Below are 22,635 nucleotides of genomic sequence, written 5' to 3'. Positions count from 1 at the left end.
TTAGAAACTTTATTAACTTTAGGAAGCGTGTTTTCATCACTCTGAACATACAAAAAGAGAAAACCTATCAGGTTCTCTCTAGATGTTAGCTTTTCGTCACCCACTACAGTTGACAAAGAGCCTTTTTCAAAAAGAACTTTTTCTCAGAAAATATAAAAAAGAGAACCGAAGTTCTCCTTTTCATGTCTATTAGTTTAGCACTCTAGGTGGGTAAGCAAGACCATTCTTATCAAAGTAAACGTAAACTCCTGGCTGGATTTCTACCCATGTGCTGACAGCTCTCTTACCACTATCACCATAGTAATAGCTGATTCGACCATTGCCAGCACTTACTGTTTGCCCTTTTACTTGTTTACCATCTTTAGCAAAGTAATAAGTATCGTCACCAATTTTAACTTCACCAGTTACTGTCTTACCATTAGCACCAATGTAGTACCAATTGTTGTCGCCTGTTGTGAAGAATTCATTAGCCAAGCGTTCACCTGTTGCAGCATCGTACTTGCTATAAGTACCATCTGCATTCTTAACAACACCACCCTTAACTTGGCTTCCGTCTGCATTAAAGTAGAGGTGTTGTCCATTGATAACTTGGGCACCAGTAACAGTCTTACCGTTTGCACCTGCATAGTACCAAACATTGCCATCAGTTGTGAAGAATTCGTTAGTCACTAGCTCTCCAGAACCATCTTTGTACTTGCTATAAGTACCGTCTGCATTCTTAACAACGCCGCCTTTTACTTGACTTCCATCTTCATTAAAGTAAAGTTTTTGGCCGTTAATCACTTGGGCACCTGTAGCAGCAACACCGTTTGCATCAAAGTGGTACCACTTACCATCGATATTTCTCCAAGTATTCTTGATAGCATTACCAGTGTGTGCGTCAAAGTAGTAAGTTTTACCTTTAAAGGTTACTAACTTATCTTTAGCTTGGAAACCGTCTTCTCCAAAGTATTGTGTGAAGCCATCAATAACCGTAACACCTTTGGCCATGACACCTTCATTAGTGAAGTAACGGAATTTCACAACCTTAGACTCTTTACCGTCTTTATCAGTTTCAGTAACGTCAAATTTAGTGTAACCACCCTTGTACATTTGACCTTTAGAGTTATAAAGGTATGTATTACCATTAGCATCAACGTAGAAGGCATTGCTCAACATGATACCATTTGGCAAGAAACGATAAACGTCTTTACCATTTGGTGAATATTCACCATTGGTAACCATGTGACCACGCGCATCAAAGTAATAAGTATTACCATTGAAGGTTACAAAGGCAGACTTAGCTTGAGTACCACTTGTACCGAAGTAAGTAATTCCTTTACCGTCATTTGAGAATCCAGTAACAACCTTTTCATTGCCTGTCAATTGAAGAGGAATGAAGTTACCATCTTTAGTGACTGTGAAGTATTTACCAGTTGCTTCATCGCTAAGTACATAGCCAACACCACGTTCAAGAACGTTTGTTCCGTTGAAGTATTCAGCCTTCCATTGTTTCAATTTAACAGAATCATCAATTGGTTTACCAGTTGAGATCATGTTTACCTTGAACATTTCAGGGTATTTAGCTTTAAGCTCAGCCAAGAATTCACCACCGTATTTAGCTTGGTAATCTTTACCTGATGACTTAGTATTAGCTACATAAAGCGAGTGATCAATGATGGCATCCGCAATCTTACGTCCAGCACCATCAGTACGAGTCGCTGTTACGACTTCCTTACCTGGCAATTGGTAAATTTGGTCTGGAACCCAGTCAGCGATTGCTTGGATACCAGCTTTGTGAAGTGCCTTAAGAGCATCACGAAGGTCTTCTTTAGAACCGTATTTATTGTTCTTACTCATAGCAAGGTCATAACGGTCCGCAAAGGCATAACCATTTTGGATAACTGAGTCAAGGAAAGTACCATCGTCAGCAGATACAAATTGAGGTGCCATTTCAAATGATGTTACGCCCCATGACTTGAACAAATCAACATTTTCAGCAATCTTACGGTTAGTATAAACTGAAGGATCTGAACCATCTGGAATAGTTTGGAAGTTAGAGAATCCTTCGTAGATCAATTGTGAATCATAAGCTTCAGTCGCTTTAAGAGTCAACTCTCCTTCTTTTTTAGCTTCTGTTGAAGGCGCTACTCGAATATCTTGATCATCTGAAGCTCCAACTGGAACCCAAACTGCTACGAAACCAGACATATCAAATGTTTCATAACCCTTAATGTCATTCGCACCGAAAGTCAAGACACCGTTGCTGTCTGTTTCTTTCACGTAACCTGCTGCGATTGCATCTGCATCAGATGTAAAGTTCTTGATACCATCAGCTGTACCAACAATCAAAGCACGGTATTTTTGGTTGGCATGGATTTTACCCATTTCAACTTTTAATTTAGCTGATTGATCCAAAGTCAATTTTGGATTGTTAGCTACAAGTGTTACCTGACCAGATGTACGGCTGTATTTAGAACCTTCTGTATCATCAGCTGTCATGATGTCTTTACCATAACGTACTGAAGCATAGACTTCATTTGTACGGTAGAGTTCAACATCTGAATTGTCCATCTTACCATCAGTTGGCAACCAGTATGAACGTTGAGCTTGTCCACCAGATACATACTTGATACGATTCTTCATCAAGTTAACAATGGTATCGTAATATGGAGACTTAGTTTCCATGTAATTACCATTATCTGTATAAAGGTCTCCATAGTAGACACGAGTGATTGTTTCCATGTTTTGCAACATAACAGCGTATGCTGCTGGGATGTTGTTCAAGGTATATTTTTTGTCGCTGCTGAGCATGTCTTTGTTATAAATCTCAAAGGCTTTCTTCATTTCAGCATCAGTGATTGTGAAACCATCTGATTTTGGATTGATTTCTTTCTTGATGATTTCAGCAATAATATCTTGAACGTTGTTATCATGGGCACGGATAAAGACGTAGTTTCCTGACGCATCTCCGTATTTCTCGTTGTATTTACCGATTGTAGACTGTTTAACTGTTCCGTCTTCGTTATAGGCCTTGCTTCCATCTTTGTTAATCCAATCAGTCTTTTCATCACGTTGTGTCGTGTTGAAAGTATTGTTATACAAAGGACTTACAGCCGGTGTACGTTCTTTGATTGGTTTAGCCAATGAGAAGAGGAGAGCCAAACGTTGTTTGTTTTCCATAGCAAGCGCAGCGCCATCTGTCTTGTCATTGTAGTGGTTGTCATTAAGACTCCATGCTTCAAGGACTGAGATGTGAGCAAGAGCGTTTGCTTCAGATTTGTTAACACCATAGTACTCACGGAAGTAGTTTGTGTAGAGTTGAAGCATGTCTGCATCGACATTATCTACCGCGTCGACACGGATACCATCGAAGTTAGCATCCTTGTCACCCATAACGATTGAACCCCAGTTCATAAGGTAGTGGATTTGGTTCAATTGTTCCGCTTGAACAACTGGGTTTGACAAATCTACGTCATTAGCTAGCAAGAAGTCGAAACCGCCCATGTGGTTTGGATCTGACTGCTCATCAAGAACTGACTTATCAATTGTACCCTTTTGATTAGTAGCCGTATGGTTCAAAAGACGATAGTTAGAGTTAGCCCATGGTGTACGTGAATCATTTACATAGAGAAGGGCACCACCTTGAAGGTGATCTTCGCCGCCACCTTTAGAGTAGTTTTCAGTTTCTTTGTTCCATTGTGGTTGTGTCTTAACAAAAGCAGAAATAGTTTCACGCAACCATTGTGTTGATTTTTCAGCCTGAATCTTTTGTTCAATCTTAACTTGGATATCCTTAGCAGCAACATTCAAAGTTTCTTGCTTATCTGTGCTAGTGTATTTAGCATCCAAGTTAAATACTTTAGACATGTAGTTCAAGTAGTTAACTTGTGTATCTACATTTGGCCACCAAGCCATCAAAAGTGGACGGAAATCTTCTGCAGTTGATGCTTGCCAAGTTACACCATCTTTGATGATAGAAGCTGGACGGTACCAGCTATCTGCAGTCAAATAACCATCAATCAATTCAAAGCTAGCTTCAGATGAATCGTAGGCACGGTTATTTATTGAGAAACCATCAACAATATTTGTTGTTCCTGGTGTGAAAGAGTATGTTGATGAGCTTGTAAGGGCACCATCTTTACCGAAGTAAAGCAATTGACCATTTACAGTAATGGCAAAGTTTTCTTTGTGTGAACCATCTTCATTAACATAGTAATATTTACCATCAATGTTTTTGATGTTTTTCAAGGAAAGCGCAGCTTCTACTTCTGAATCTTTCAAAGCAGCTTCTGGCGCTTTAACTTCTGTGTTTACAACTTCAGCCTTCACTGTTGCTGGTTGTTCTTCTGCTTTTTCAGTTGTAACAGCTGGTGCATCTGTTGTCACAACTGCTTCTTTATTTGGAACAGCTGCCACCGCTACATCAGAAGTTGTTGCTGTTGTAGCTGCTTCAGCTGTTGCTTGTGTGTTCGTTGTAGTTGCTGTTTCGACGGCATTTGTTTCTTTAGCAGGCGTTAAAACATCTGCTTCTTTTGTATTTGTACGTTTATCGACTTCTTTGGTTGCTTCTGTAGAAGTAACTAAATCGGCTGTTGTATCTAAATTTGGTTGAGTTACTATCTTATCTTGAGTTTCATCCGCTGAAACTGAAGATGTTGTTGCAGACAATCCTCCTACGACAGTAGCAAGTGCTGCAGAGGCAACTGCAATTGTGACCCATTGCTTCTTAACTTTATGAAGCTTATAGTGTACCTTATTTTCCATTATAATTTTCCCCGTGATTTTATTTGTCAAAATCAGACTGAAATCTATCCGATTTCAAACAATTACATTATATCATTATTTTCTAACTATTTCTCGAATTAATTGTTTTTTTATAAATTATATGTAACATAACAGCAACATTAGAAAAGTTTTGTAACACACCTATTTCATAGGCTTTCAATTCTCATTTTCATATCATTTGATAAGTAAAACTATTTTCTATAAAAACCACTAAAACCCTTGATACAATGGCTTTTACAACGATTCTGACTCAAAATTGATATTTGTCAGATTTTTTTCTTTAAGGAGCAAAAAAAGGCAAAATTTCTTTAAACGATTCTCGTTTTCAAGAAATTTCACCTATAAATTCATGTCAAATCATATCGTTTTTCACTTAATCTCTCAGATTAAGATTAGATTGATTGATTATTTATCAAAATCAGCATAACCATTTTCATCGAAGAAGACAGTCTTACCGTCTTGGAAAGTGATCCATGTGTTTGTCACACGTTCTCCAAGAACTGATTCGTAGTATTCCACTCCTTTTGGTGTGCTGATTGGGCTACCTTTAACTTGACGTCCCAAATGATCAAAGTAATACTCTTTACCATCGATATTTTGGCGTCCTGTTACAGCCTTACCATCTTTGAAGTAGTACCAAACATTGTTACCAGTTGTCAAGAAACGGTTATTGAGACGCTCCCCTGAATCTTTATCATAGTAAGAAAGTGAACCATCAGCATTCTTAACAAAGTCACCTTTAACTTGGCTACCATCTTCTTTGAAGTAATAGTTTTTACCACCAACGCTATACGCACCTGTCACGATTTCACCATTATCTTTGGCGTAGTACCATGTCTTACCACCATCAAGAGTGAAGAAATCAGATTTAACTTGGCTTCCATCAGCATTGAAGTAATAGTTAAGGTGGTCAATTGTTTGACGACCTGTGGCGAGGTTACCATCCTTATCAGCATGGTACCACTTGCCGTTTACTTCGAAGAACTTGTCTTTAACCTTGTAACCATTATCTACAGTGTAGTAGCTAATCTTGCCATTTTCAGTAACAAATTCACCTTTAACTTGGGCACCATTTGCACGGAAGTAGTATTCGTGACCATCCAAAGTAAGGGCACCTGTCACATTTTTACCAGCTGCATCACGGTAGAACCATGTTGAGCCATCTGTTGTGTAGAATTCACCCTTCTTAGCTTGTGCATAGCCTTGATCATTGAATTCATACCAGATACCATCGATTTCAGCCCAACGATTTGTGTAGGCATTACCTGAATTTTTATCGAAGAAGTAGAGTTTTCCGTCTGGAGTAACATACTTAGTACCTTTAGCTTGGAAGCCATTTTCATCAAAGTATTGCAATCCTCCACCAGCATGAGTCAAGCCAACAGCCATTTCTCCAGTTGGTGAAAAATAACGGAATTTAGCTTCTGTTTCTGAAGTACCTTCTTTCGGTACATCGAATACAAAGTAACCATCTTTGTACTGCTCACCAAAGCTACCAAAGTAATAATATTTACCATCCTGTTGATAAATAGAATCACGAAGCTGGATACCGTTTGGCAAGAAGAAATAAGTCTTACCATCGACATCTTGACGACCAGTTAACATATAACCTTCTTTATCGAAGTAATAGTAATTTCCAGCATATTTAATGAAGGCATTCTTAGCTTGGAAACCACTATTATCAAAGTAGGCCATACCCTTACCATCATAGTAGAAACCTGTCTTACCACCTTGATCTGTCAAAGGTTTTGGCAAGAAGATGCCATTCTCAGTAACTTGATAGTAGCGACCAGTAGCATCGTTACTGAGAACATAACGACTACCACGACCAAGGATATTAGTACCATTCATGTACTTAGCAGACCATTGCTTGATTTTAACAGATGGATCAATCTTCTTACCAGTTGATATCATCACATCTTCAAACAACTGTGGATATTTCTTTTGGAGCTCATCAAGGAACTCACCACCATATTGAGCTTGGAAGTCCTTACCTGATGATTTAGAATTTGCAACATATAAAGTGTTATTGATATAGGCATTGGCCTTTGGAGTACCATAACTATTAGCACGTGTTGCTGTTACAACTTCTTGTCCTGGCAATTGGTAAAGTTGATCTGGAACCCAGTCAGCAATTGCTTGAATACCTTGCTTGTGAAGCGCCTTAAGGGCATCACGAAGATCTTCTTTAGAACCGTATTTGTTATTCTTGCTCATGGCAAGGTCATATCGGTCAGTAAAGGCATAACCATTTTGGATAACAGAATCAAGGAAGGTACGGTCATCAGCCGATACAAATTGAGGAGCCATCTCGAATGATGTGATTCCCCATGACTTGAAGAGTTCTGCATTTTCTGCAATCAATTTATTAGTATATTGGCTATCTTTTTCAACAAAATCTTGGAAGTTTGAGAAACCTTCATAGATAACTTGTGAGTCCAATGCTTCAGTAGCAGAAAATGTCTTGTCAAGTTTCTTATCTGAACCTTTAACACGGATATCTTGGTTATCAGGTGCACCTACTGGTACCCATACACCAAGATAACCTCTCATATCAACAGTACGATACCCCTTAATTTCATCTCCACTAAAAGTCAAGTTCCCTTCAGCATCAGTGTATTTAATTTTTCCAGCTGCTGCCGCATCATTCTCGTAAGTGACAATTCCCTTATCAGTACCAAGAAGTAATGGTCGGTAAGCTTGGTTAGCATGAAGTTTACCCATGTTAACTTTCAAAGTACCATCACCCAATGAGAAATCCTGATTATTGGCAATAAGGGTCAACATACCAGAATGTTTACTTGTTTCTGCTACACCCGTAGTTTGGTCAGCAGTCATAATATCTTTACCGTAACGAACAGATGACAAGATTTCTTTTCCATTGAACGTGTCGACTTTCATCGATTGTCCACCTGAAACATATTTCATACGGTTCTTCAAGAGCGTTGTGATAGCATCGTAGTAAGGAGACTTGGTAGCCATATATTGGCCGTTATCCGTATAAAGATCTCCATAATAAACACGAGTTACCTGCTCCATATTTTGAAGAATCAAAGCATAGGCAGCTGGAATATTGTTAATAGTATAACGTTTTTCTGCCTTCTTCATATCTTCATTATAGATTTCAAAGGCACGTTTCAATTCAGCATCAGTCATGGTATAACCATCTGATTTTGGATTGATCTCTTTTTGAACAATATCACGAATGATATCTTGAACAAGGTTATCATGAGCACGCGCAAAGATATAGTTAGCTTGTGTATCTCCATACTTACTATTATTTGTACGGTCTGTCAAACTGCTAGTAATCAAATCTTTCAATGAAGAGCCCGATCCATAAAGTGCACCCATAATTGCATAACGAAGGTTATTATCCATGGCAAGGGCTGCACCATCATGTTTTTGATTATAAGCATTATCATTTAAATCCCAAGCTTCAAGGATAGAAATGTGAGCGAGTGCATTGGCTTCAGATTTATCCACACCAAAGGCTGCTCGGAAGTAGTTTGTATAAACTTGGAGAAGGTCAGCATCGACATTGTCAACTGCATCAACACGGATACCATCAAAGTTAGCATCCTTATCACCCATAACAATTGATCCCCAGTTCACAAGATAGTGAATTTGGTTCAACTGCTCAGCTTGCACAACTGGATTTGAGTTATCAACGTCATTGGCAAGTAGGAATTCATAACCACCCAAGTATCTTCCTGTACCATTTAGAGAACCATCTTGGTTACTTGGTGTACGGTTAAGCAAACGGTAATCAGAATTTGCCCAAGGTGTCTTGTCATTATTGACATAAAGAAGAGCTCCCCCTTGAAGGTGGTCAGCAAGGGTATAGTTTTCAGTTGTAGTATTCCACTGGTCTTGTTCTTTTACAAAAGACTCAATTGCTTGACGAAGCCATTCAGTTGATTTTTTAGCTGAAATTTCTTGTTCAATCTTAATTTGAATTGTCTTAGCAGCTGCATTCAATTCAGATTGACTTTGGCTGGTTGAATAAGTTGCGTTAAGGTTAAAGTGTTTAGAGAAAGTATTGAGGTAGGTAACTTGTGTATCTACATCAGGCCACCATGCCATCAAAAGTGGACGGAAGTCTTTCTCAGTTGATACACGCCATTTTTCACCATTTTCCAAAATAGTGACTGGACGGTACCAGCTATTAGGTGTCAAATAACCATCTACCAACTCAAAGCTTTCTTTCTTAGAATCGTAAGCACGGTTATGTGAAGAGAAAGCATCAACTAGATTAGTTGTACCTGGTGTGAACGAGTGTGTTGATGTGCTTGTCAAAGCACCATCTTTACCAAAGTAAAGCAATTGGCCATTAACTGAAACAGCAAAGTTTGTTTTGTATGAACCATCTTCTTTGACATAATAGTATTTACCATCAACTTGTTTGATGTTGTCCAAAGAGAGTGCTGCTGTTTCTTCTTTTTCAGTAACACCAGATTTTGGTTTTTCAGCTACTGTAAGCGTTGTATCTGTCGCAGTCGCAGTTGCAGCTGGTGCTTCTGTTGTCGCACCATTTGCTACTGCTGCACGATCAGTTGTTGCTGGTGCCACCGTATTAGCACTTGTATCTGCTGCAGTGGTTGCTGCCGCAGGAGTTTCGACCGTTGCAGTATCAGCAGCCTTGTCAGTTGTTGTTGCTGTCGCATCTGTCGTAGCAGTTGCTGCAGGAGCGGCTACTTCATGCGTTTCAACGACAACATCGCTATCAGCTGTCGTAGAGGCAACTGGTTGAGTTGTTTCATCAGCTGAAACCTTTTGATTGGCAACTGTAGCACCACCTACGATAGTGGCAAGTGCTGCCGAAGTGACGGCAATCGTCACCCACTGCTTCTTAACTTTGTGAAGCTTATAATGTACCTTTTTTCCCATTTTAGGTCCTCTTTTCATTTTCCTAGTTTGAATGAAATCTACATAATTCAAACAATTTCATTATAGCATATTTTTTTCAGCCATTTCGAGTCTTTATCAAGTCATTTCAATTTTTAATCATAATGTAAATTGAAAAACATTTCGATAATCATTAAAAACTACCGAATGTCGAAAACGGTAGTTTTTTTTCTATTTTTTAGGAAAATTTTTAGAAATAATCGAGAGGTAAATAAGCTATCTCTATTCAATCAGTTAGCGATTTTCAAGTCAGCTATTAAGCAAAAACGACGTGATGTTGGACCCTGTAGCTGACTAAAAAGAGCAAGGTTTCTGTCACCAATTTTGCCAGAACCAGGCCTAAACCAATAGCAACTAGACTACTAAGTAAGAAATAGTTACAGGCCAGGAGGACCAGGACCAACATAAAGTAACGAACACTCGATCTAAAGAGGGAGCTTGTCGGATTAAAGACCACATTAGCGTTCAGTAGACACTGGCTGGAAGCCGAAATCACACGAGCTAGCACGACCGAAAGGAGCAGATTCTTCGTCAAGGCAAAGAGCACAAATAAGGCTGTTGCATCAATGACTGAGGCCAAAACAGCCGTGCCAGAGAACTTTAAAAAAGGGCTGTAAATACGGATGGAATCACGAATGGGGCGAAAGTGCGAGCTTTTATTTTCCTCCAGATAAACGGTCTCAATAGGGACTTCAGAGATTTGATGGCCTGACTTTTTGGCTTCAAGCAACATATTAAACTCGTACTCAAAACGATTGCCATCCAGATTAAGAAGCCAGGAAATCAGATCGGTGGACATACCTCGAAGACCCGTCTGAGTATCTGTCACCTTTTGCCCAGTTACTAGACGGAAAAGTCCAGCAGTCACCTTATTTCCAAAGCGGCTACGTGCTGGCACCTTACCAACAAAGGTACGCGCACCCAAGACAAGATGACTTGGATTTTCCTCGATTGCCTTGGCCACACGGACAATATCTTTAATCAGATGTTGACCGTCACTGTCAACTGTGACAATAGGTTGCGCCGAAAGGTGCTGACCGACTACTTCTTCTTGAATGTGAGCAAAAGCAGTTTTGAGAGCAGCTCCTTTTCCTTTGTTGATAGGATGGGTAAGGACAGTCGCTCCAATAAAAGCCGTTTCGTCGTAATAGTCGTTATAACCTGGGCCACTCCCATCATTAACAACAATAATACGGGCTTTAGGGAGTTTTATGGTAATATCTTGAACCACCTGAATCAGGCGTTTGTCTGGTTCATAAGCTGGAATAATAATATACATAGGCACTTCCTTTCTGTTTCATCCTATGACTCTTTAGTGACCTCCTCCAAAGCCACCTGGTTGCCCACCACCTTGGGGACCACCGCCGCCAGGCATTGAGTTTTCAATCTTAGTTTGTTTCTCACCATTGATAGTAATGTCACCACCGGTATAGGTCGCTGAACCATCGAAGTCAAAGCCAGACTGGCCAGTCAGATTAATCGTTCCACCCGATACAAAAATATCGCCGTTAGAATCGATTGGGTCTGTATCACCCTCACCAACCTCAACATTTAGTGTTCCACCGGTCATCTTGAAGAAAATCTCACTTTGACTGGCATTAGCATTGGCCGCATTGACACCATCATCCGTTGCATAGACATCTATATTTCCACCATTAATGGTCACAGATTTTCCTTCGATACCTTCAGTTGATTTTTCAACCTTGTAAGTACCACTATCAATAATCATGTCCCCTGACGCATGAATACCGTCGTCACCAGCCTTAATGGTCATGGTATTATCAGACAGATACATGGTACCTTCTGAGGTGTCGTCATCATTATCGACCTTAACAGCATCTTCTTCAGCCTCAATGGTCATAGTTGTTCCTGTGATGTTGAGTTCATCATTGACATTGAAGGCATCACCGACTGAGGAAATCTTATAGGTACCGCCAGTCATATGAAGGCTGTCATTGGCTTTAATACCGTTATTTTTCTTGGCATCAATGTTTAGAGTACCTGAACCATTAATGGTCAAATCTCCTTTAGAAAAAATCACAGCATCCGCATCTTCATCACTATTAGAACTTGAATCAGAAAGTGTGTTTGTAGTGCCATCTTTAAGTGTCAGATAGACATGACCAGCTTTTGTGGCGTTGATTGCTGCATTTGTATTTGTCATGGTAACGCCATCTAAAACAATATGGACATCGTCTGAATCTCCAGCGTCTACCTTGATTTGCACACCATCAGATTCCCCTGAAATGACATAGGTCCCAGCTTTGGAGATGGTTACAGTTGAACCTGATAGGGCTGCACCATCACCTGAAACATCCGCAGATAAGCCTGATAACTTAATCTTAGTAGCTGAGCTTTCGTTATAAGAGGTATCAGAATCTTTGGAAGTAAAATAGTTGCTGTTGTTCTTATTTGTTTTCTTACTGGTCGTTGCTGTTACAGCACTTGTTTTGGAACTTGTAGTCGTCCCAGTTGACTGACTGCTTGATTGGCTACAAGCTGTCATGACTGTTAGAGCAGTCGCACAGGTCAATAAAGTCGTCCATTTTTTTAGTTTTTTTGATTTCATATTTTTTCCTCTCGGGTTCGTTTGGATGATTACAGTTTACGGGACTTAGCTAAAACATTTCTAAAGGTTAACTAAAACTTATCTTAAGTTAAGTTTGGTGAAAGTTTGGCTTAGGAAAACTTTCAGAAAAGTCCCATAGACTAATATACGAGCAAGTAAGTACTTTATAGAAATAGTACATTTGCTCTCAACTTTTCTACTATAAAAAAGAATTAAAACAATAAGTCGACTGTTTGGAAATAGATGTTTCTACAATAAATTCCCTATTTTCCTGGGAGTTGCTTCACGGCTTTGTATCTTATCTAAAAAAGGAGTTTTTTCATGGTTAAACAATTGGAAACACGTTTTAAACGTATTGAAACAAAATATGTGGTCTCAAAGGAAAATCTTGAGGACCTGCTCACTGATCTTAAGGAGTATTTGGTAGAGGATGATTATCCGACATCTACCATTTCAAATATTTACTTTGATACGGATAATTTTGACGTCATCCAAGATGCCCTAGATGGTAATCACCGTCAAGAGAAAATCCGCATGCGTACCTACCTAGCCAATCCCAAAATTGATAGTAAGGTCTTTTTAGAGGTTAAAGCCAAAGATGATGAGGGAATCGGTCATAAGTTTCGTCTCGTTTCAACTCCGCTTGCCATCACTAACTTGATGACAGATGGTAAGAACCATGGTCAAATCACTGATCGTCAGCTCTTACAGGATATCCACCACTTACGTCAACGCTACGATGAGGGGCTTAAACCTCGTATGTATATCTACTACGACCGTTTTTCGATGAAAGAAAAAGAGACTATCGAAGGCTATGCCTACAATAAAGTTCGTGTTACCCTTGACCAAAATTTGACTTACCGTGATGAAGACGTCAGTCTCTTTAAGGGAAATCATGGTTTTCCCCTTCTTGATGAAGATACGATTATCATGGAAATCAAGGCACCTGGCAAAAAGCCTGACTGGCTTCAAGCTATCTTAGATAAACATGGTTTGGAAGAGCAGAAATTCTCAAAATACAGCTGTGCCTATCATAAGTCTCAAGGTCTAGACTATGGACCACGTCCAGCACAAGAAAAAGGAGCTGCTGCCTATGTCTAATCTCTTCAATTCTATCTTTAATGATGCGACCGCAACCGCTAGTCCTCTTCAACTCATGCTGGCCTTACTGGTCAGCCTAGTTTTAGGTTTGGCCTTGACCTGGACTTATAAATACCGAACCCTCTACACCAGAGAATTTGTCATTAGTTTGACCCTACTTCCATGTTTGATGACCCTGGTTATCTTCCTTGTCAATGGGAGTTTGGGGACCTCTATCGCCGTGGCTGGGACCTTTAGCCTCATTCGTTTTCGTTCAGCTACCAGTGGTTCCAGGGAGCTGATTGCTGTCTTTATGGCCATGATTATTGGTCTGGCATCTGGGACAGGCTATCTCTTACTGGCTGTCCTCTTTACCATCTTCCTTTTGGCTGTTTGGCTTCTTTTGGAAAATCGTCAAAGTCGTACCGACAACCAACGTCGTAGGCTCCTGACCATTAACGTCCCTTACCAAGACTTGATTGACCAAAAAATCACTAAAACCTTGCTCAATTTCACAAGCGAATGCGACCTGATTTCCCTTAACACCACAGGTGGAGGCGAAAGCATACAACTGGTCTATGAAGTGGACTTGAATCCCCAAGTGGATGACTTCCAATTGGCCAATCACCTTATCTCTAGTATTGAAAATTGTGACCTTTCCCTAACCAAAAAAGCTAAAAAGAAAAAGAAATTGTAAGACAAAAAGACATCTCCGACTTATTTCGGAGATGTCTTTGCATGTTTTGAGGTTAATATTTTCACTAAGCTATAGCCTATACCTCTATGCCACCAGTATGGAGTGCGAGATTATCGCAGGAATCAAAGTATCATCTAATCATCTTCATCTTGGACAACCTTACCATCTTGTATGTTAAAGGTATAGCCAATATATCCGGAATTGTCATAGTAAGCGGAATTTTCTTTATCAGTTGTGAAAAAATAAAATTCGTACTCTCCGTTAGGAATCTTGCTAGCATCCAGTTTAGTTGCGGCCTCTTCTAAATCTTTCTTACTAGTATTTTCTGTATCGCCTACTTCTATTCTCATAGTAACAAGGTGTTCTTTAATCATTGTTTGGTAGGGAATTTGATAATACCCATAAAAATCATCCTTCCCGTTTTTACGGTTTTCCTCAGCTAAATGCTTTTTACGATTACCAGCCTCTTGATCAATCGTAGTATTATCGCTGAAGGAGAATTCTTCGATATCAAGGCCTAAAGATTGTTTTTTAAGCTCCTTAAAGAGTTTCTGCTCTTCTTTTTTTACAGATTTTTGTTGTAAGTAGCTTTCCCAGTAATGACCAGGGGTCACATATTCTTCACCATTAACTGTCCAGTCCAGGTTAAAAGTAATTTGTGAATCTAATGATATGGTTTGATTATCGTAGGTGTCCTCTGAATAGGTATAATCGACATAAATACCATCTGAATCTAGAAACACCTTTTTGATAAGCTTAACTTGGACCTTTCCCTTAAAACCATTATGAGCCAAGATTTTTTGCGTTTTTTCCCTAGCTTTTGAGTAAGTAATTGGAAGTAGCACTGTGCAACGAACTAAAAGAATAGAACAAAGGAGGAGAATAGCTAAGCGAGAAAGCTTTAAAATATTAGGAGTATTTTTCTTCATAGGACATCCTTCCTTTCCCCAATCATTTGTAAAAAAAAGCACACCGAATCTTTCAAAATAAACGAGCTTTCTTCACTCCTATTACAGCGTTTCAAAGCGCTTTCTCATGGTAGTTAGAGGAACAAAATAATTAAAATTCCTCTAGCAAAAAAAGCCTGAATATCACTTCAGACTTTTCGTTTTAGTCTCAATCGGTTGAGCTAATCCTTAATAATCCGTTACTTCTTTTCGGTCATGGACATTGCTTTGCTTGCCCTGACGTGCTTTAAGTACGGCTTCAACGTCTTCAGGGCTGACCCCTGTTTCAACGAGCATGACTGCTAGGTGATAGAGGACGTCTGCTGTCTCGTTGGCAATTTCTTCTTTATCACCATTTTTTGCTCCAATCACAACTTCTGTTGCTTCTTCACCAACCTTTTTAAGAATCTTGTCTAGGCCCTTGTCAAAAAGGTAATTGGTATACGATCCTTCTTTGGGATTTTTTTTACGATCTAAGGCTTCCTTATAAAGTGTTTCTAACATAGCTACTCCTATCTATCTTGATTGTCATCATATATATCCGTAAAGAAACAGCTGTAGGCTCCTGTATGACAGGCTGCTCCTTCTTGTTCCACAGCGATAAGCAGAGTGTCCTGATCACAATCTGTCTTGATGCTTTTGACATGTTGGAAATGACCAGATGTGGCCCCCTTATGCCAAAGCTCATTTCTAGAACGGCTCCAATAATGCATTTGTTTGGTCTCTAGCGTCAACTGATAGGACAGCTCATTCATATAGGCCAACATGAGCACCTGCCCGGTCTTGTAATCTGTCACAATGACCGGTACCAGTCCGCCTTGTTTGTCAAAATCAAGTTTAACCTCTGTCATCGTCTCACCTCAATTCCTGCATTTGCCAAGACTTGTTTGGTTTCGCCTATATTTACCTCACCAAAGTGGAAGATAGAGGCTGCCAGAGCACCCGTTGCTGTTGTCTTTTCAAAGACTTCTACAATATCCTCAATATTTCCTGCACCACCAGAGGCAATGATCGGAACATCGACGACATCGGCCACACGATTGAGCATTTCTAAATCAAAACCAGACTTGGTGCCGTCCTTGTCCATGCTGGTTAAGAGAATTTCTCCAGCCCCCAAGGCGACGACTTCTTGAGCCCATTGGATGAGGTCCCTACCTGTATCCTTACGGCCACCAGCCACAAAAACATGCCAGCTCCCATCAGCCATCTTTTTGGCATCAATCGCAGCCACTACACATTGATTCCCAAATTTTTGAGCACAATCAGCGATTAGTTGTGGATTGGCAAGGGCTGAGGAATTGACGGCAACCTTGTCAGCACCAGCTTTGAGCATCTTGTTCATGTCTTCAACTGAACGGATACCACCACCAACCGTAAAAGGAATAAAGACCTGATCGGCAACACGACGCACCATATCAACCGTTGTTTCACGGTTATCCGAAGTCGCTGTGATGTCCAAGAAAACAAGTTCATCACAACCAGCTTCATAATAAGCACGCGCAGAATCAACAGGGTCACCAACATCTGTCAGATTCACAAAATTAACCCCCTTGACGACACGGCCATCCTTGACATCCAAACAAGGAATAATACGTTTTTTAAGCATATTAACCTCCGAAAGCCTTGAGCTGGTCTAAGGTGATATTGCCGTTATAGTAGGCTTTGCCAACAATGGTTCCTGCCACACCAATCTCTTGTAGGTGATCTAAGTCAGCTACTTCTGCAATTCCACCGGAAGCAATGACTTTGGCGGTCGTGAGTTCAGATACCAAACGTTTGTAGTGATCAAGATTGGGTCCTGTCAGTGTGCCATCTCGATCAACATCTGTATAGACAAAGAGGGTTACGCCCATCTTTTCCATTTCCTTGGCCAAGGTGATATAGTCCACATTGCTGGTTTCCAACCAACCTTCGGTAGCGACAAACCCTGCCTTGGCATCAATACCTACGACAATTTTATCGGCACCAAATTCCTCTAAAGCTGCTCGAACGAAGTCAGGATTTTTAACGGCCATTGAACCGATAATGATACGGTCGATGCCAACTTCCAAATAGTCACGAATCTGCTCCAAGGTACGGATACCGCCACCAACTTCGATGCCAAGTCCAGAAACCTTCTTGACCTCTGCAATCAAGTCACGGTTAGTGGCACGACCATCTAGGGCACCGTCCAAGTCGACGACATGAATAAATTGAATGCCCGCATCCTTAAAGGTCTTTGCCTGCTCAATAACATCTGGATTGACAACGGTTTGTTGGTTAAAATCTCCTTTAAAGAGACGAACAGCCTGTCCATCCTTAATATCAATTGCTGGTAGAATTTGCATCTCCCCTACCATCCTTTCTAACTAAAAAGTCTTTGCTCTCACTAGCTTCTAGGCTTTACATAACCCTGCAAACTTTTCAAGAATACCTAAGCCAATATCCCCTGATTTTTCAGGATGAAATTGAGCCCCATAAACATTGTCTTTATGAATCATGGCTGGCACCTCAATACTGTAGTCTGCGGTAACATCAATGTATTGGCTAGGGACATCTGTGAAATAACTGTGAACGAAGTAGACAGCTTGGCCATCTAAACCATCTGTCAAAGGGCTGGCTTGCTTAACAGCCAAATCATTCCACCCCATATGTGGGACAGGTTGCTCCTTGCTGGCTGGAATAGGACGGCAGACACCTGGAATAAAGCCAAGACCATCTGTTTCTTCATGTTCCAGTCCTTTTTCTGTTAAAATCTGCATGCCTAAACAAATTCCCAAAAGAGGAACTCCCTGTGCGACAGCCTCTTTGATAACAGCTACCAAGCCTCTTCGCTCCAACTCTGCCATAGCCGTTGGATAGGCACCTACACCAGGTAAAATCAAACCATCTGCCGCTAGGATTTTTTCTTTATCGGCAGACAATTCTGCAGTCACTCCGATTTTTTCAAGGGCACGCAGAACATTTGCGGTATTCCCCGCATCGTAATCAATGACGATAATCATAGCATCCCCTTTGTCGAGTTTACGCCGTGAATATCAGGATTGATTGTGATTGCCTCACGCAAGGCACGTCCTGTAGCCTTGAAAAGACTTTCTGATTTGTGGTGATTGTTTTTTCCGTGGAGAATCTTGAGGTGGAGATTCATCTGAACATTGAAAGCCAAGGCTTGGAAAAATTCTTCAACCAGTTCTGTGTCAAAATTACCCAATTTTGGATTATCAAAACTAGCATCAAAGACCAAGAAGCTACGTCCAGACAAGTCTAAACTTGCCATCCCGAGAGTTTCATCCATAGGGACAAAAGCCGTTCCATAACGGTTGATCCCTGCTTTATCGCCCAAGGCCTCTTTAAGAGCTTGACCAAGGACAATACCGACATCTTCAACAGTGTGGTGACTATCAACCCAAAGGTCGCCATCAGCCTTAACCACCAAAGACATACGACCGTGGCGGGCAAACAAGGTCAACATGTGGTCAAAAAATCCGACACCTGTTTGAATATCTACTGGTTCTTGAGCATCCAAATTGAGGCTTAACTTAATTTTGGTTTCAAAGGTATTACGTTCAATTTTTGCTTGTCTCATAACTTCTTCCTCTACTCTCTCAGTTATTGTCGTTTCTGACTTCAATTGCCTTGGCGTGGGCCTGCAAACCTTCTGCGTAAGCCAAGGTTGTGATATCGTGCTGAGCCTTATTGACTGCTGCCTTATCGTATTGCGTATATTGGATACGTTTGACAAAATCGTGGACGCCTAATGCTGATGAAAAGCGGCTGGTTGCTGTCGTTGGAAGAACGTGATTGGCACCTGCATAGTAGTCACCAATTGGTTCGCTAGTAAAGTGACCAAGAAAGACAGAACCAGCATTTTCCACTTTTTCCAAGTAATCATAAGCATTGTCCATAGCAATTTCCAAATGTTCTGGCGCAACCAAGTTCATAAGTTCGAACATGGCATCTGTATCATTAGCAATAATAATACGGCCGTTATTTTCGACAGATGGACGAGCAATCGCCTCACGTGGCAAAAGCTTGAGTTGACGTTCAATCTCACTTTCAACCGCATCAGCCAAGGCTTCAGAATCTGTCACCAAAATGGCGCGTGCGCGTGTGTCGTGCTCTGCTTGAGACAAGAGGTCAGCTGCCACATAGATTGGATTGGCACTACTATCAGCGATAACACCAATTTCTGATGGTCCTGCAATCATATCAATACCGACAATACCGTAAACTTGTTTCTTGGCAGTCGCCACGAAAATATTTCCGGGACCTGTAATCTTGTCCACCTTTGGAATCGTTTCTGTACCAAAGGCCAAGGCCGCAACCCCTTGAGCCCCACCGACTTGGTAAATGCTATCCACACCAGCCAATTTTGCAGCTACCAGAATCGCAGGAACAAAGTGTTCTTGAGGCGGTGTAATCATAATAATCTCTTTAACCCCAGCAATTTTAGCGGGAATAACATTCATAAGAACTGACGATGGATAAGCCGCAGTTCCTCCAGGAACATAAACACCCACACGATTGATAGGACGAATCAATTGACCACGAATAACACCCTCACTTGGTTGGTCCTCAAAACCAGTCTCCAACTGATGTTTGTGATAAGATTCAATGTTTTCTTTAGCATTAACTAGGGCTTGGTAAACCTCTGGATCAATCTCTTTAAAGGCTTGATCAATCAAGTCCTGTCCAACTTCAAAATCAGTCAAGTCAACCTTATCAAATTTAGCTGAATAGTCACGAAGGGCCTCGTCTCCACGTTTTTTAACGTCTTCAATAATGGCTTGAACCGTACTTTCAACGTCTCTATTTTCTTTTGACAGTTCCAATTGCTCCTGATAAAGAAGCTCCGCAATTTCTTTATTTGTTCCAGTTAATCGTTTCATTCGAACGGTACCTCCTCGTTCCCTACAAGTGATTCAATCTTACAAATGAATGGTAGAACTTCCTTGTTATTTTTCAAAGAAGCCTTATTAACAATCATTCGTGCTGAAATCCGGCAAATATCTTCATAAACTTTTAAACCATTGGCAACAAGAGTATTCCCTGTTTCCACAATATCGACAATGGCATCCGCTAGACCAATAACAGGGGCAATCTCAACGCTCCCTTGAATCGAAATAATCTCGACATCCTCACCCTTTTGATTAAAATAATCAGTTGCAATGGTTGGATACTTGGTCGCAATACGTTTACGTTTATGGTCATTAGGATTATAGTCTTCTGTCGATGCTACGGAGAATTTACAAAGGCCAAAATTAAGGTCTAACATTTCCAAATAGCCTGTCGGATGTTCAACCAGAACATCCTTCCCAACAATCCCAATATCTGCGACACCGTGTCTAACATAGGTTGTCACATCTGGAGCTTTGACCAAGAGAAAACGGAAACGGTTGTCAGGACTCTCGAAAATCAAATTACGTCCCTTATCAGCCATGAAAGACATATCAAAGCCAGCTTTTTCCAGTAATGTAACCGTATCTTTCTCAATACGCCCCTTGGTCAAGGCAATTGTGATTTGATTGCTAGTCATCCAAGTCACCTCCAAATTCCACATCGTCATGTACTGCTTGATAAACTGAATCGATATCAATAGCCCAACCCACAGCTGTTAATTCGGTAGCACCAAAACGTTCAAATAGTTTATCGTAGCTGCCACCTGATACAAAAGCATCCGGTACCTTGTCACCAAAGACCTTAAACATCATGCCCGTGTAGTAAGGCACTGCTGGCAATTGAGCCAAATCAAGCGTCGTCTCTGGGAGACTATCAGCTAGGCGATTGGTTAAGACTTCCAAACTATCCAAAGCCGTCAAAAAGGCTTCACTATCTGTTAACTGTCTAGCTTTGGTCAAGACAGCAGTTGTCTCACCAAACAGGAATGGCAACTGCTCCAAGACCTTGTCATATTGACTTGGATTTTCTTTGGTGAACTCCTTGAGACCGGTGATCGATTTATCACGGATATAGCCTGCCAACTCGGCTTCTTTTACTGCTGGAAGGTCTAATTCTTCAAAAATGAGTTGCAAGAGGCGAGCATGTGAAAATTCAAACTTGTAATTTTTGACACCTGCCACATCCAAGGCCTCCTTAGCAGATACTACCGCTTCCTCCATGGCCTGGTGAACAGGAAATCCTATAATTTCAATACCAGCTTGCGTATGCTCATTGGACAAGCCACGCATCTCCTCATTGTAGTTAAAAACTTTTCCAGAGTATGAAAATTTAATGGGTGTATGAACTTGCGTCGAAGCAATCACGCGCCCAATTTGGCTGGTAATATCAGGACGTAGGCTAACAAGATCTCCATTTTTATCAAAGAAATTATAGTTACCATTGTCCACCGCATCACTAAAGACTTCGAAATGCTCCAAGGTTGGTGTCTCAATCCGAAGGAAACCCTTCGTCATCAACAAGTCACAGATACGGTGTTCAATCTGATACATAGTACGTGCACGTTTGAAAAGTTTATCGTGCATTCCTAAGGCTAATGTCGTTTTTTTCATGCTTGTAACTCCTGTATTGTCATTAATATGCGCTCCATCTCATCCTGCGTCCCAATAGAAATGCGTAGTCTGTCTGAAATACGCTCCACTTTTGGAAAATAACGGACATAAATTTTCTTACTTTGGAGGTAGTCAAACAATTGACCTGCAGTCACTCCGTGAGGTTTGACCAAAACAAAATTGGTTTTTGAAGGTAAGATATCAAAACCAATCGCCTGCAATTCTTGGCTAAACCAGTCACGTGTTGCCATAATCTTTGCGCAAGTGTCCTCATAGTAGTCCCAGGACTTAACCGCTGCAGTCGCCAAGACTTCCGCAATGCTATCCACATTATAGGGGTTGACTGAATTCTTGACAGCATTGATGACAGCCATTAGTTTAGGACTTCCTATGCCGTAACCGACACGCAGACCAGCAAGGGAGGCATCCTTAGAAAAGGTCCTAGTGATAAACACATTGTCATACTTTTCTAGGAGCGGTAAGGCCGTCTCCCCACCAAAGTTAATATAGGCTTCGTCAATAATCACAACTACCGACTGGTTGGCCTTTACAATCTCCTCAATTTGATCGAGCGGTTTATAAATACCTGTTGGCGCATTAGGATTGGTAATGACAATCCCACCATTTTTAACCAGATAATCTTGAGCATCAACCTCAAATGAAGAACTCAAGGGCACTTCTCTAAAAGGGATGTGGTACAAATCTGCCCATACCTTGTAAAAACCATAGGTTAAATCTGGAAACAAAACTTCTTCCTCGCTATTAAAGAAAGCTAGAAAAGCCATTGACAGAATATCGTCTGACCCGTTTCCAATAATCACTTGATCGGCAGGAACACCTAACTGTTCAGATAAGTCCTGACGTAAAACTGCTTGATCCAAAGTCGAATACTTTCGTAACTGATGGGCATCAAAGGATGCTAAAGCTTGATGAACTGCTGGACTTGGTCCATAAGCATTTTCATTAGTATTCAACTTAATGATATTGTTCTCAGCGGGCTGACTACCCGCCACATAGGGTTCAATTTTTCGTAATCCCTTGATTTCCATAGTTTATCCTTTCTGTTTAACTCTGACCATGCGCACTTCAAGCTACAACTTCAAAAAGCAATGTATCAAAAAACGCCCTCGCAAAAATAACTTTTGCAAGGACGTTGGCACGTGGTTCCACCTTAATTCGAAC

Annotated in this window: 17 protein-coding genes; 2 read left to right on the top strand and 15 right to left on the bottom strand. The window is 40.7% G+C overall.

Going from position 1 to position 22,635, the window contains the following annotated elements:
* Nucleotides 1–189: 189 nt before the first annotated feature.
* The 4 genes from PCY16_RS02085 to PCY16_RS02070 all read right to left on the bottom strand — a co-directional run bounded on the left by PCY16_RS02085 (nucleotide 190) and on the right by PCY16_RS02070 (nucleotide 12,241).
* Nucleotides 190–4,746, bottom strand: coding sequence for a glycoside hydrolase family 70 protein (locus tag PCY16_RS02085; protein WP_195413690.1), 4,557 nt, complete (start codon nucleotides 4,744–4,746; stop codon nucleotides 190–192).
* Between the two features lie 426 nt (nucleotides 4,747–5,172).
* Nucleotides 5,173–9,654, bottom strand: a complete 4,482-nt coding sequence (locus tag PCY16_RS02080) for a glycoside hydrolase family 70 protein (protein WP_301353430.1) — start codon at nucleotides 9,652–9,654, stop codon at nucleotides 5,173–5,175.
* A gap of 274 nt (nucleotides 9,655–9,928) precedes the next feature.
* Entirely contained in the window at nucleotides 9,929–10,951 is a 1,023-nt protein-coding gene (locus PCY16_RS02075; RefSeq protein WP_195413688.1) for a glycosyltransferase family 2 protein, read from the bottom strand.
* 33 nt (nucleotides 10,952–10,984) lie between these two features.
* Nucleotides 10,985–12,241 (bottom strand): carbohydrate-binding domain-containing protein, encoded by a 1,257-nt coding sequence (locus tag PCY16_RS02070; RefSeq protein ID WP_195413687.1) that lies wholly within the window; start codon nucleotides 12,239–12,241, stop codon nucleotides 10,985–10,987.
* 321 nt (nucleotides 12,242–12,562) lie between these two features.
* On the opposite strand from PCY16_RS02070, the gene PCY16_RS02065 reads away from it, so the two are divergent.
* On the top strand, nucleotides 12,563–13,342 hold the full coding sequence (locus tag PCY16_RS02065; protein ID WP_073685407.1) for a polyphosphate polymerase domain-containing protein: 780 nt from the start codon (nucleotides 12,563–12,565) through the stop codon (nucleotides 13,340–13,342).
* Nucleotides 13,335–14,018, top strand: a complete 684-nt coding sequence (locus tag PCY16_RS02060; protein ID WP_301353425.1) for a DUF4956 domain-containing protein — start codon at nucleotides 13,335–13,337, stop codon at nucleotides 14,016–14,018. The genes PCY16_RS02065 and PCY16_RS02060 overlap by 8 nt, the downstream gene beginning before the upstream one ends.
* Before the next feature lie 134 nt (nucleotides 14,019–14,152).
* Here PCY16_RS02060 and PCY16_RS02055 read toward each other — a convergent pair whose 3' ends face one another.
* The 11 genes from PCY16_RS02055 to hisC form a co-directional block, all read right to left on the bottom strand.
* Nucleotides 14,153–14,947, bottom strand: coding sequence for a hypothetical protein (locus tag PCY16_RS02055; RefSeq protein WP_014634299.1), 795 nt, complete (start codon nucleotides 14,945–14,947; stop codon nucleotides 14,153–14,155).
* Between the two features lie 207 nt (nucleotides 14,948–15,154).
* On the bottom strand, nucleotides 15,155–15,469 hold the full coding sequence (gene hisE / locus PCY16_RS02050; RefSeq protein WP_014634298.1) for a phosphoribosyl-ATP diphosphatase: 315 nt from the start codon (nucleotides 15,467–15,469) through the stop codon (nucleotides 15,155–15,157).
* Nucleotides 15,470–15,477: 8 nt separating this feature from the next.
* On the bottom strand, nucleotides 15,478–15,816 hold the full coding sequence (gene hisI, locus PCY16_RS02045) for a phosphoribosyl-AMP cyclohydrolase (protein WP_004182677.1): 339 nt from the start codon (nucleotides 15,814–15,816) through the stop codon (nucleotides 15,478–15,480).
* A complete protein-coding gene (gene hisF / locus PCY16_RS02040; protein WP_045772101.1) occupies nucleotides 15,813–16,571 on the bottom strand; it encodes an imidazole glycerol phosphate synthase subunit HisF in 759 nt (252 codons plus the stop codon). Before hisF ends, hisI begins: the two co-directional genes overlap by 4 nt.
* 1 nt (nucleotide 16,572) lies before the next feature.
* The gene (hisA, locus tag PCY16_RS02035) at nucleotides 16,573–17,292 is read right to left on the bottom strand and encodes a 1-(5-phosphoribosyl)-5-[(5-phosphoribosylamino)methylideneamino]imidazole-4-carboxamide isomerase (protein WP_195413685.1); all 720 of its coding nucleotides are present in this window, start codon (nucleotides 17,290–17,292) and stop codon (nucleotides 16,573–16,575) included.
* A 48-nt stretch (nucleotides 17,293–17,340) separates the two neighbouring features.
* Nucleotides 17,341–17,949: an imidazole glycerol phosphate synthase subunit HisH gene (gene hisH / locus PCY16_RS02030; RefSeq protein ID WP_002884066.1), complete on the bottom strand. Its 609-nt coding sequence runs from the start codon at nucleotides 17,947–17,949 to the stop codon at nucleotides 17,341–17,343.
* Nucleotides 17,946–18,530: an imidazoleglycerol-phosphate dehydratase HisB gene (gene hisB / locus PCY16_RS02025; protein WP_195413684.1), complete on the bottom strand. Its 585-nt coding sequence runs from the start codon at nucleotides 18,528–18,530 to the stop codon at nucleotides 17,946–17,948. The genes hisH and hisB overlap by 4 nt, the downstream gene beginning before the upstream one ends.
* Nucleotides 18,531–18,549: 19 nt before the next feature.
* A complete protein-coding gene (gene hisD, locus PCY16_RS02020) occupies nucleotides 18,550–19,833 on the bottom strand; it encodes a histidinol dehydrogenase (RefSeq protein ID WP_195413683.1) in 1,284 nt (427 codons plus the stop codon).
* Entirely contained in the window at nucleotides 19,830–20,480 is a 651-nt protein-coding gene (hisG, locus tag PCY16_RS02015; RefSeq protein WP_195413682.1) for an ATP phosphoribosyltransferase, read from the bottom strand. The genes hisD and hisG overlap by 4 nt, the downstream gene beginning before the upstream one ends.
* Nucleotides 20,473–21,453 (bottom strand): ATP phosphoribosyltransferase regulatory subunit, encoded by a 981-nt coding sequence (locus PCY16_RS02010; protein ID WP_195413681.1) that lies wholly within the window; start codon nucleotides 21,451–21,453, stop codon nucleotides 20,473–20,475. Before PCY16_RS02010 ends, hisG begins: the two co-directional genes overlap by 8 nt.
* Nucleotides 21,450–22,502: a histidinol-phosphate transaminase gene (gene hisC, locus PCY16_RS02005; RefSeq protein ID WP_195413680.1), complete on the bottom strand. Its 1,053-nt coding sequence runs from the start codon at nucleotides 22,500–22,502 to the stop codon at nucleotides 21,450–21,452. Before hisC ends, PCY16_RS02010 begins: the two co-directional genes overlap by 4 nt.
* Nucleotides 22,503–22,635 lie beyond the last annotated feature (133 nt).

The organism is Streptococcus sp. SS4 (assembly GCF_030440125.1).
Classification (GTDB): Bacteria; Bacillota; Bacilli; order Lactobacillales; family Streptococcaceae; genus Streptococcus.
This window is presented reverse-complemented; position numbering and strand designations above follow the sequence as displayed.

Excerpts from the sequence above, each read along its gene's own strand:
- PCY16_RS02085 (WP_195413690.1), bottom strand. The coding sequence starts at position 4,746 with ATGGAAAATAAGGTACACTATAAGCTTCATAAAGTTAAGAAGCAATGG.
- PCY16_RS02080 (WP_301353430.1), bottom strand. The coding sequence starts at position 9,654 with ATGGGAAAAAAGGTACATTATAAGCTTCACAAAGTTAAGAAGCAGTGG.
- PCY16_RS02075 (WP_195413688.1), bottom strand. The coding sequence starts at position 10,951 with ATGTATATTATTATTCCAGCTTATGAACCAGACAAACGCCTGATTCAG.
- PCY16_RS02070 (WP_195413687.1), bottom strand. The coding sequence starts at position 12,241 with ATGAAATCAAAAAAACTAAAAAAATGGACGACTTTATTGACCTGTGCG.
- PCY16_RS02065 (WP_073685407.1), top strand. The coding sequence starts at position 12,563 with ATGGTTAAACAATTGGAAACACGTTTTAAACGTATTGAAACAAAATAT.
- PCY16_RS02060 (WP_301353425.1), top strand. The coding sequence starts at position 13,335 with ATGTCTAATCTCTTCAATTCTATCTTTAATGATGCGACCGCAACCGCT.
- PCY16_RS02055 (WP_014634299.1), bottom strand. The coding sequence starts at position 14,947 with ATGAAGAAAAATACTCCTAATATTTTAAAGCTTTCTCGCTTAGCTATT.
- hisE (WP_014634298.1), bottom strand. The coding sequence starts at position 15,469 with ATGTTAGAAACACTTTATAAGGAAGCCTTAGATCGTAAAAAAAATCCC.
- hisI (WP_004182677.1), bottom strand. The coding sequence starts at position 15,816 with ATGACAGAGGTTAAACTTGATTTTGACAAACAAGGCGGACTGGTACCG.
- hisF (WP_045772101.1), bottom strand. The coding sequence starts at position 16,571 with ATGCTTAAAAAACGTATTATTCCTTGTTTGGATGTCAAGGATGGCCGT.
- hisA (WP_195413685.1), bottom strand. The coding sequence starts at position 17,292 with ATGCAAATTCTACCAGCAATTGATATTAAGGATGGACAGGCTGTTCGT.
- hisH (WP_002884066.1), bottom strand. The coding sequence starts at position 17,949 with ATGATTATCGTCATTGATTACGATGCGGGGAATACCGCAAATGTTCTG.
- hisB (WP_195413684.1), bottom strand. The coding sequence starts at position 18,530 with ATGAGACAAGCAAAAATTGAACGTAATACCTTTGAAACCAAAATTAAG.
- hisD (WP_195413683.1), bottom strand. The coding sequence starts at position 19,833 with ATGAAACGATTAACTGGAACAAATAAAGAAATTGCGGAGCTTCTTTAT.
- hisG (WP_195413682.1), bottom strand. The coding sequence starts at position 20,480 with ATGACTAGCAATCAAATCACAATTGCCTTGACCAAGGGGCGTATTGAG.
- PCY16_RS02010 (WP_195413681.1), bottom strand. The coding sequence starts at position 21,453 with ATGAAAAAAACGACATTAGCCTTAGGAATGCACGATAAACTTTTCAAA.
- hisC (WP_195413680.1), bottom strand. The coding sequence starts at position 22,502 with ATGGAAATCAAGGGATTACGAAAAATTGAACCCTATGTGGCGGGTAGT.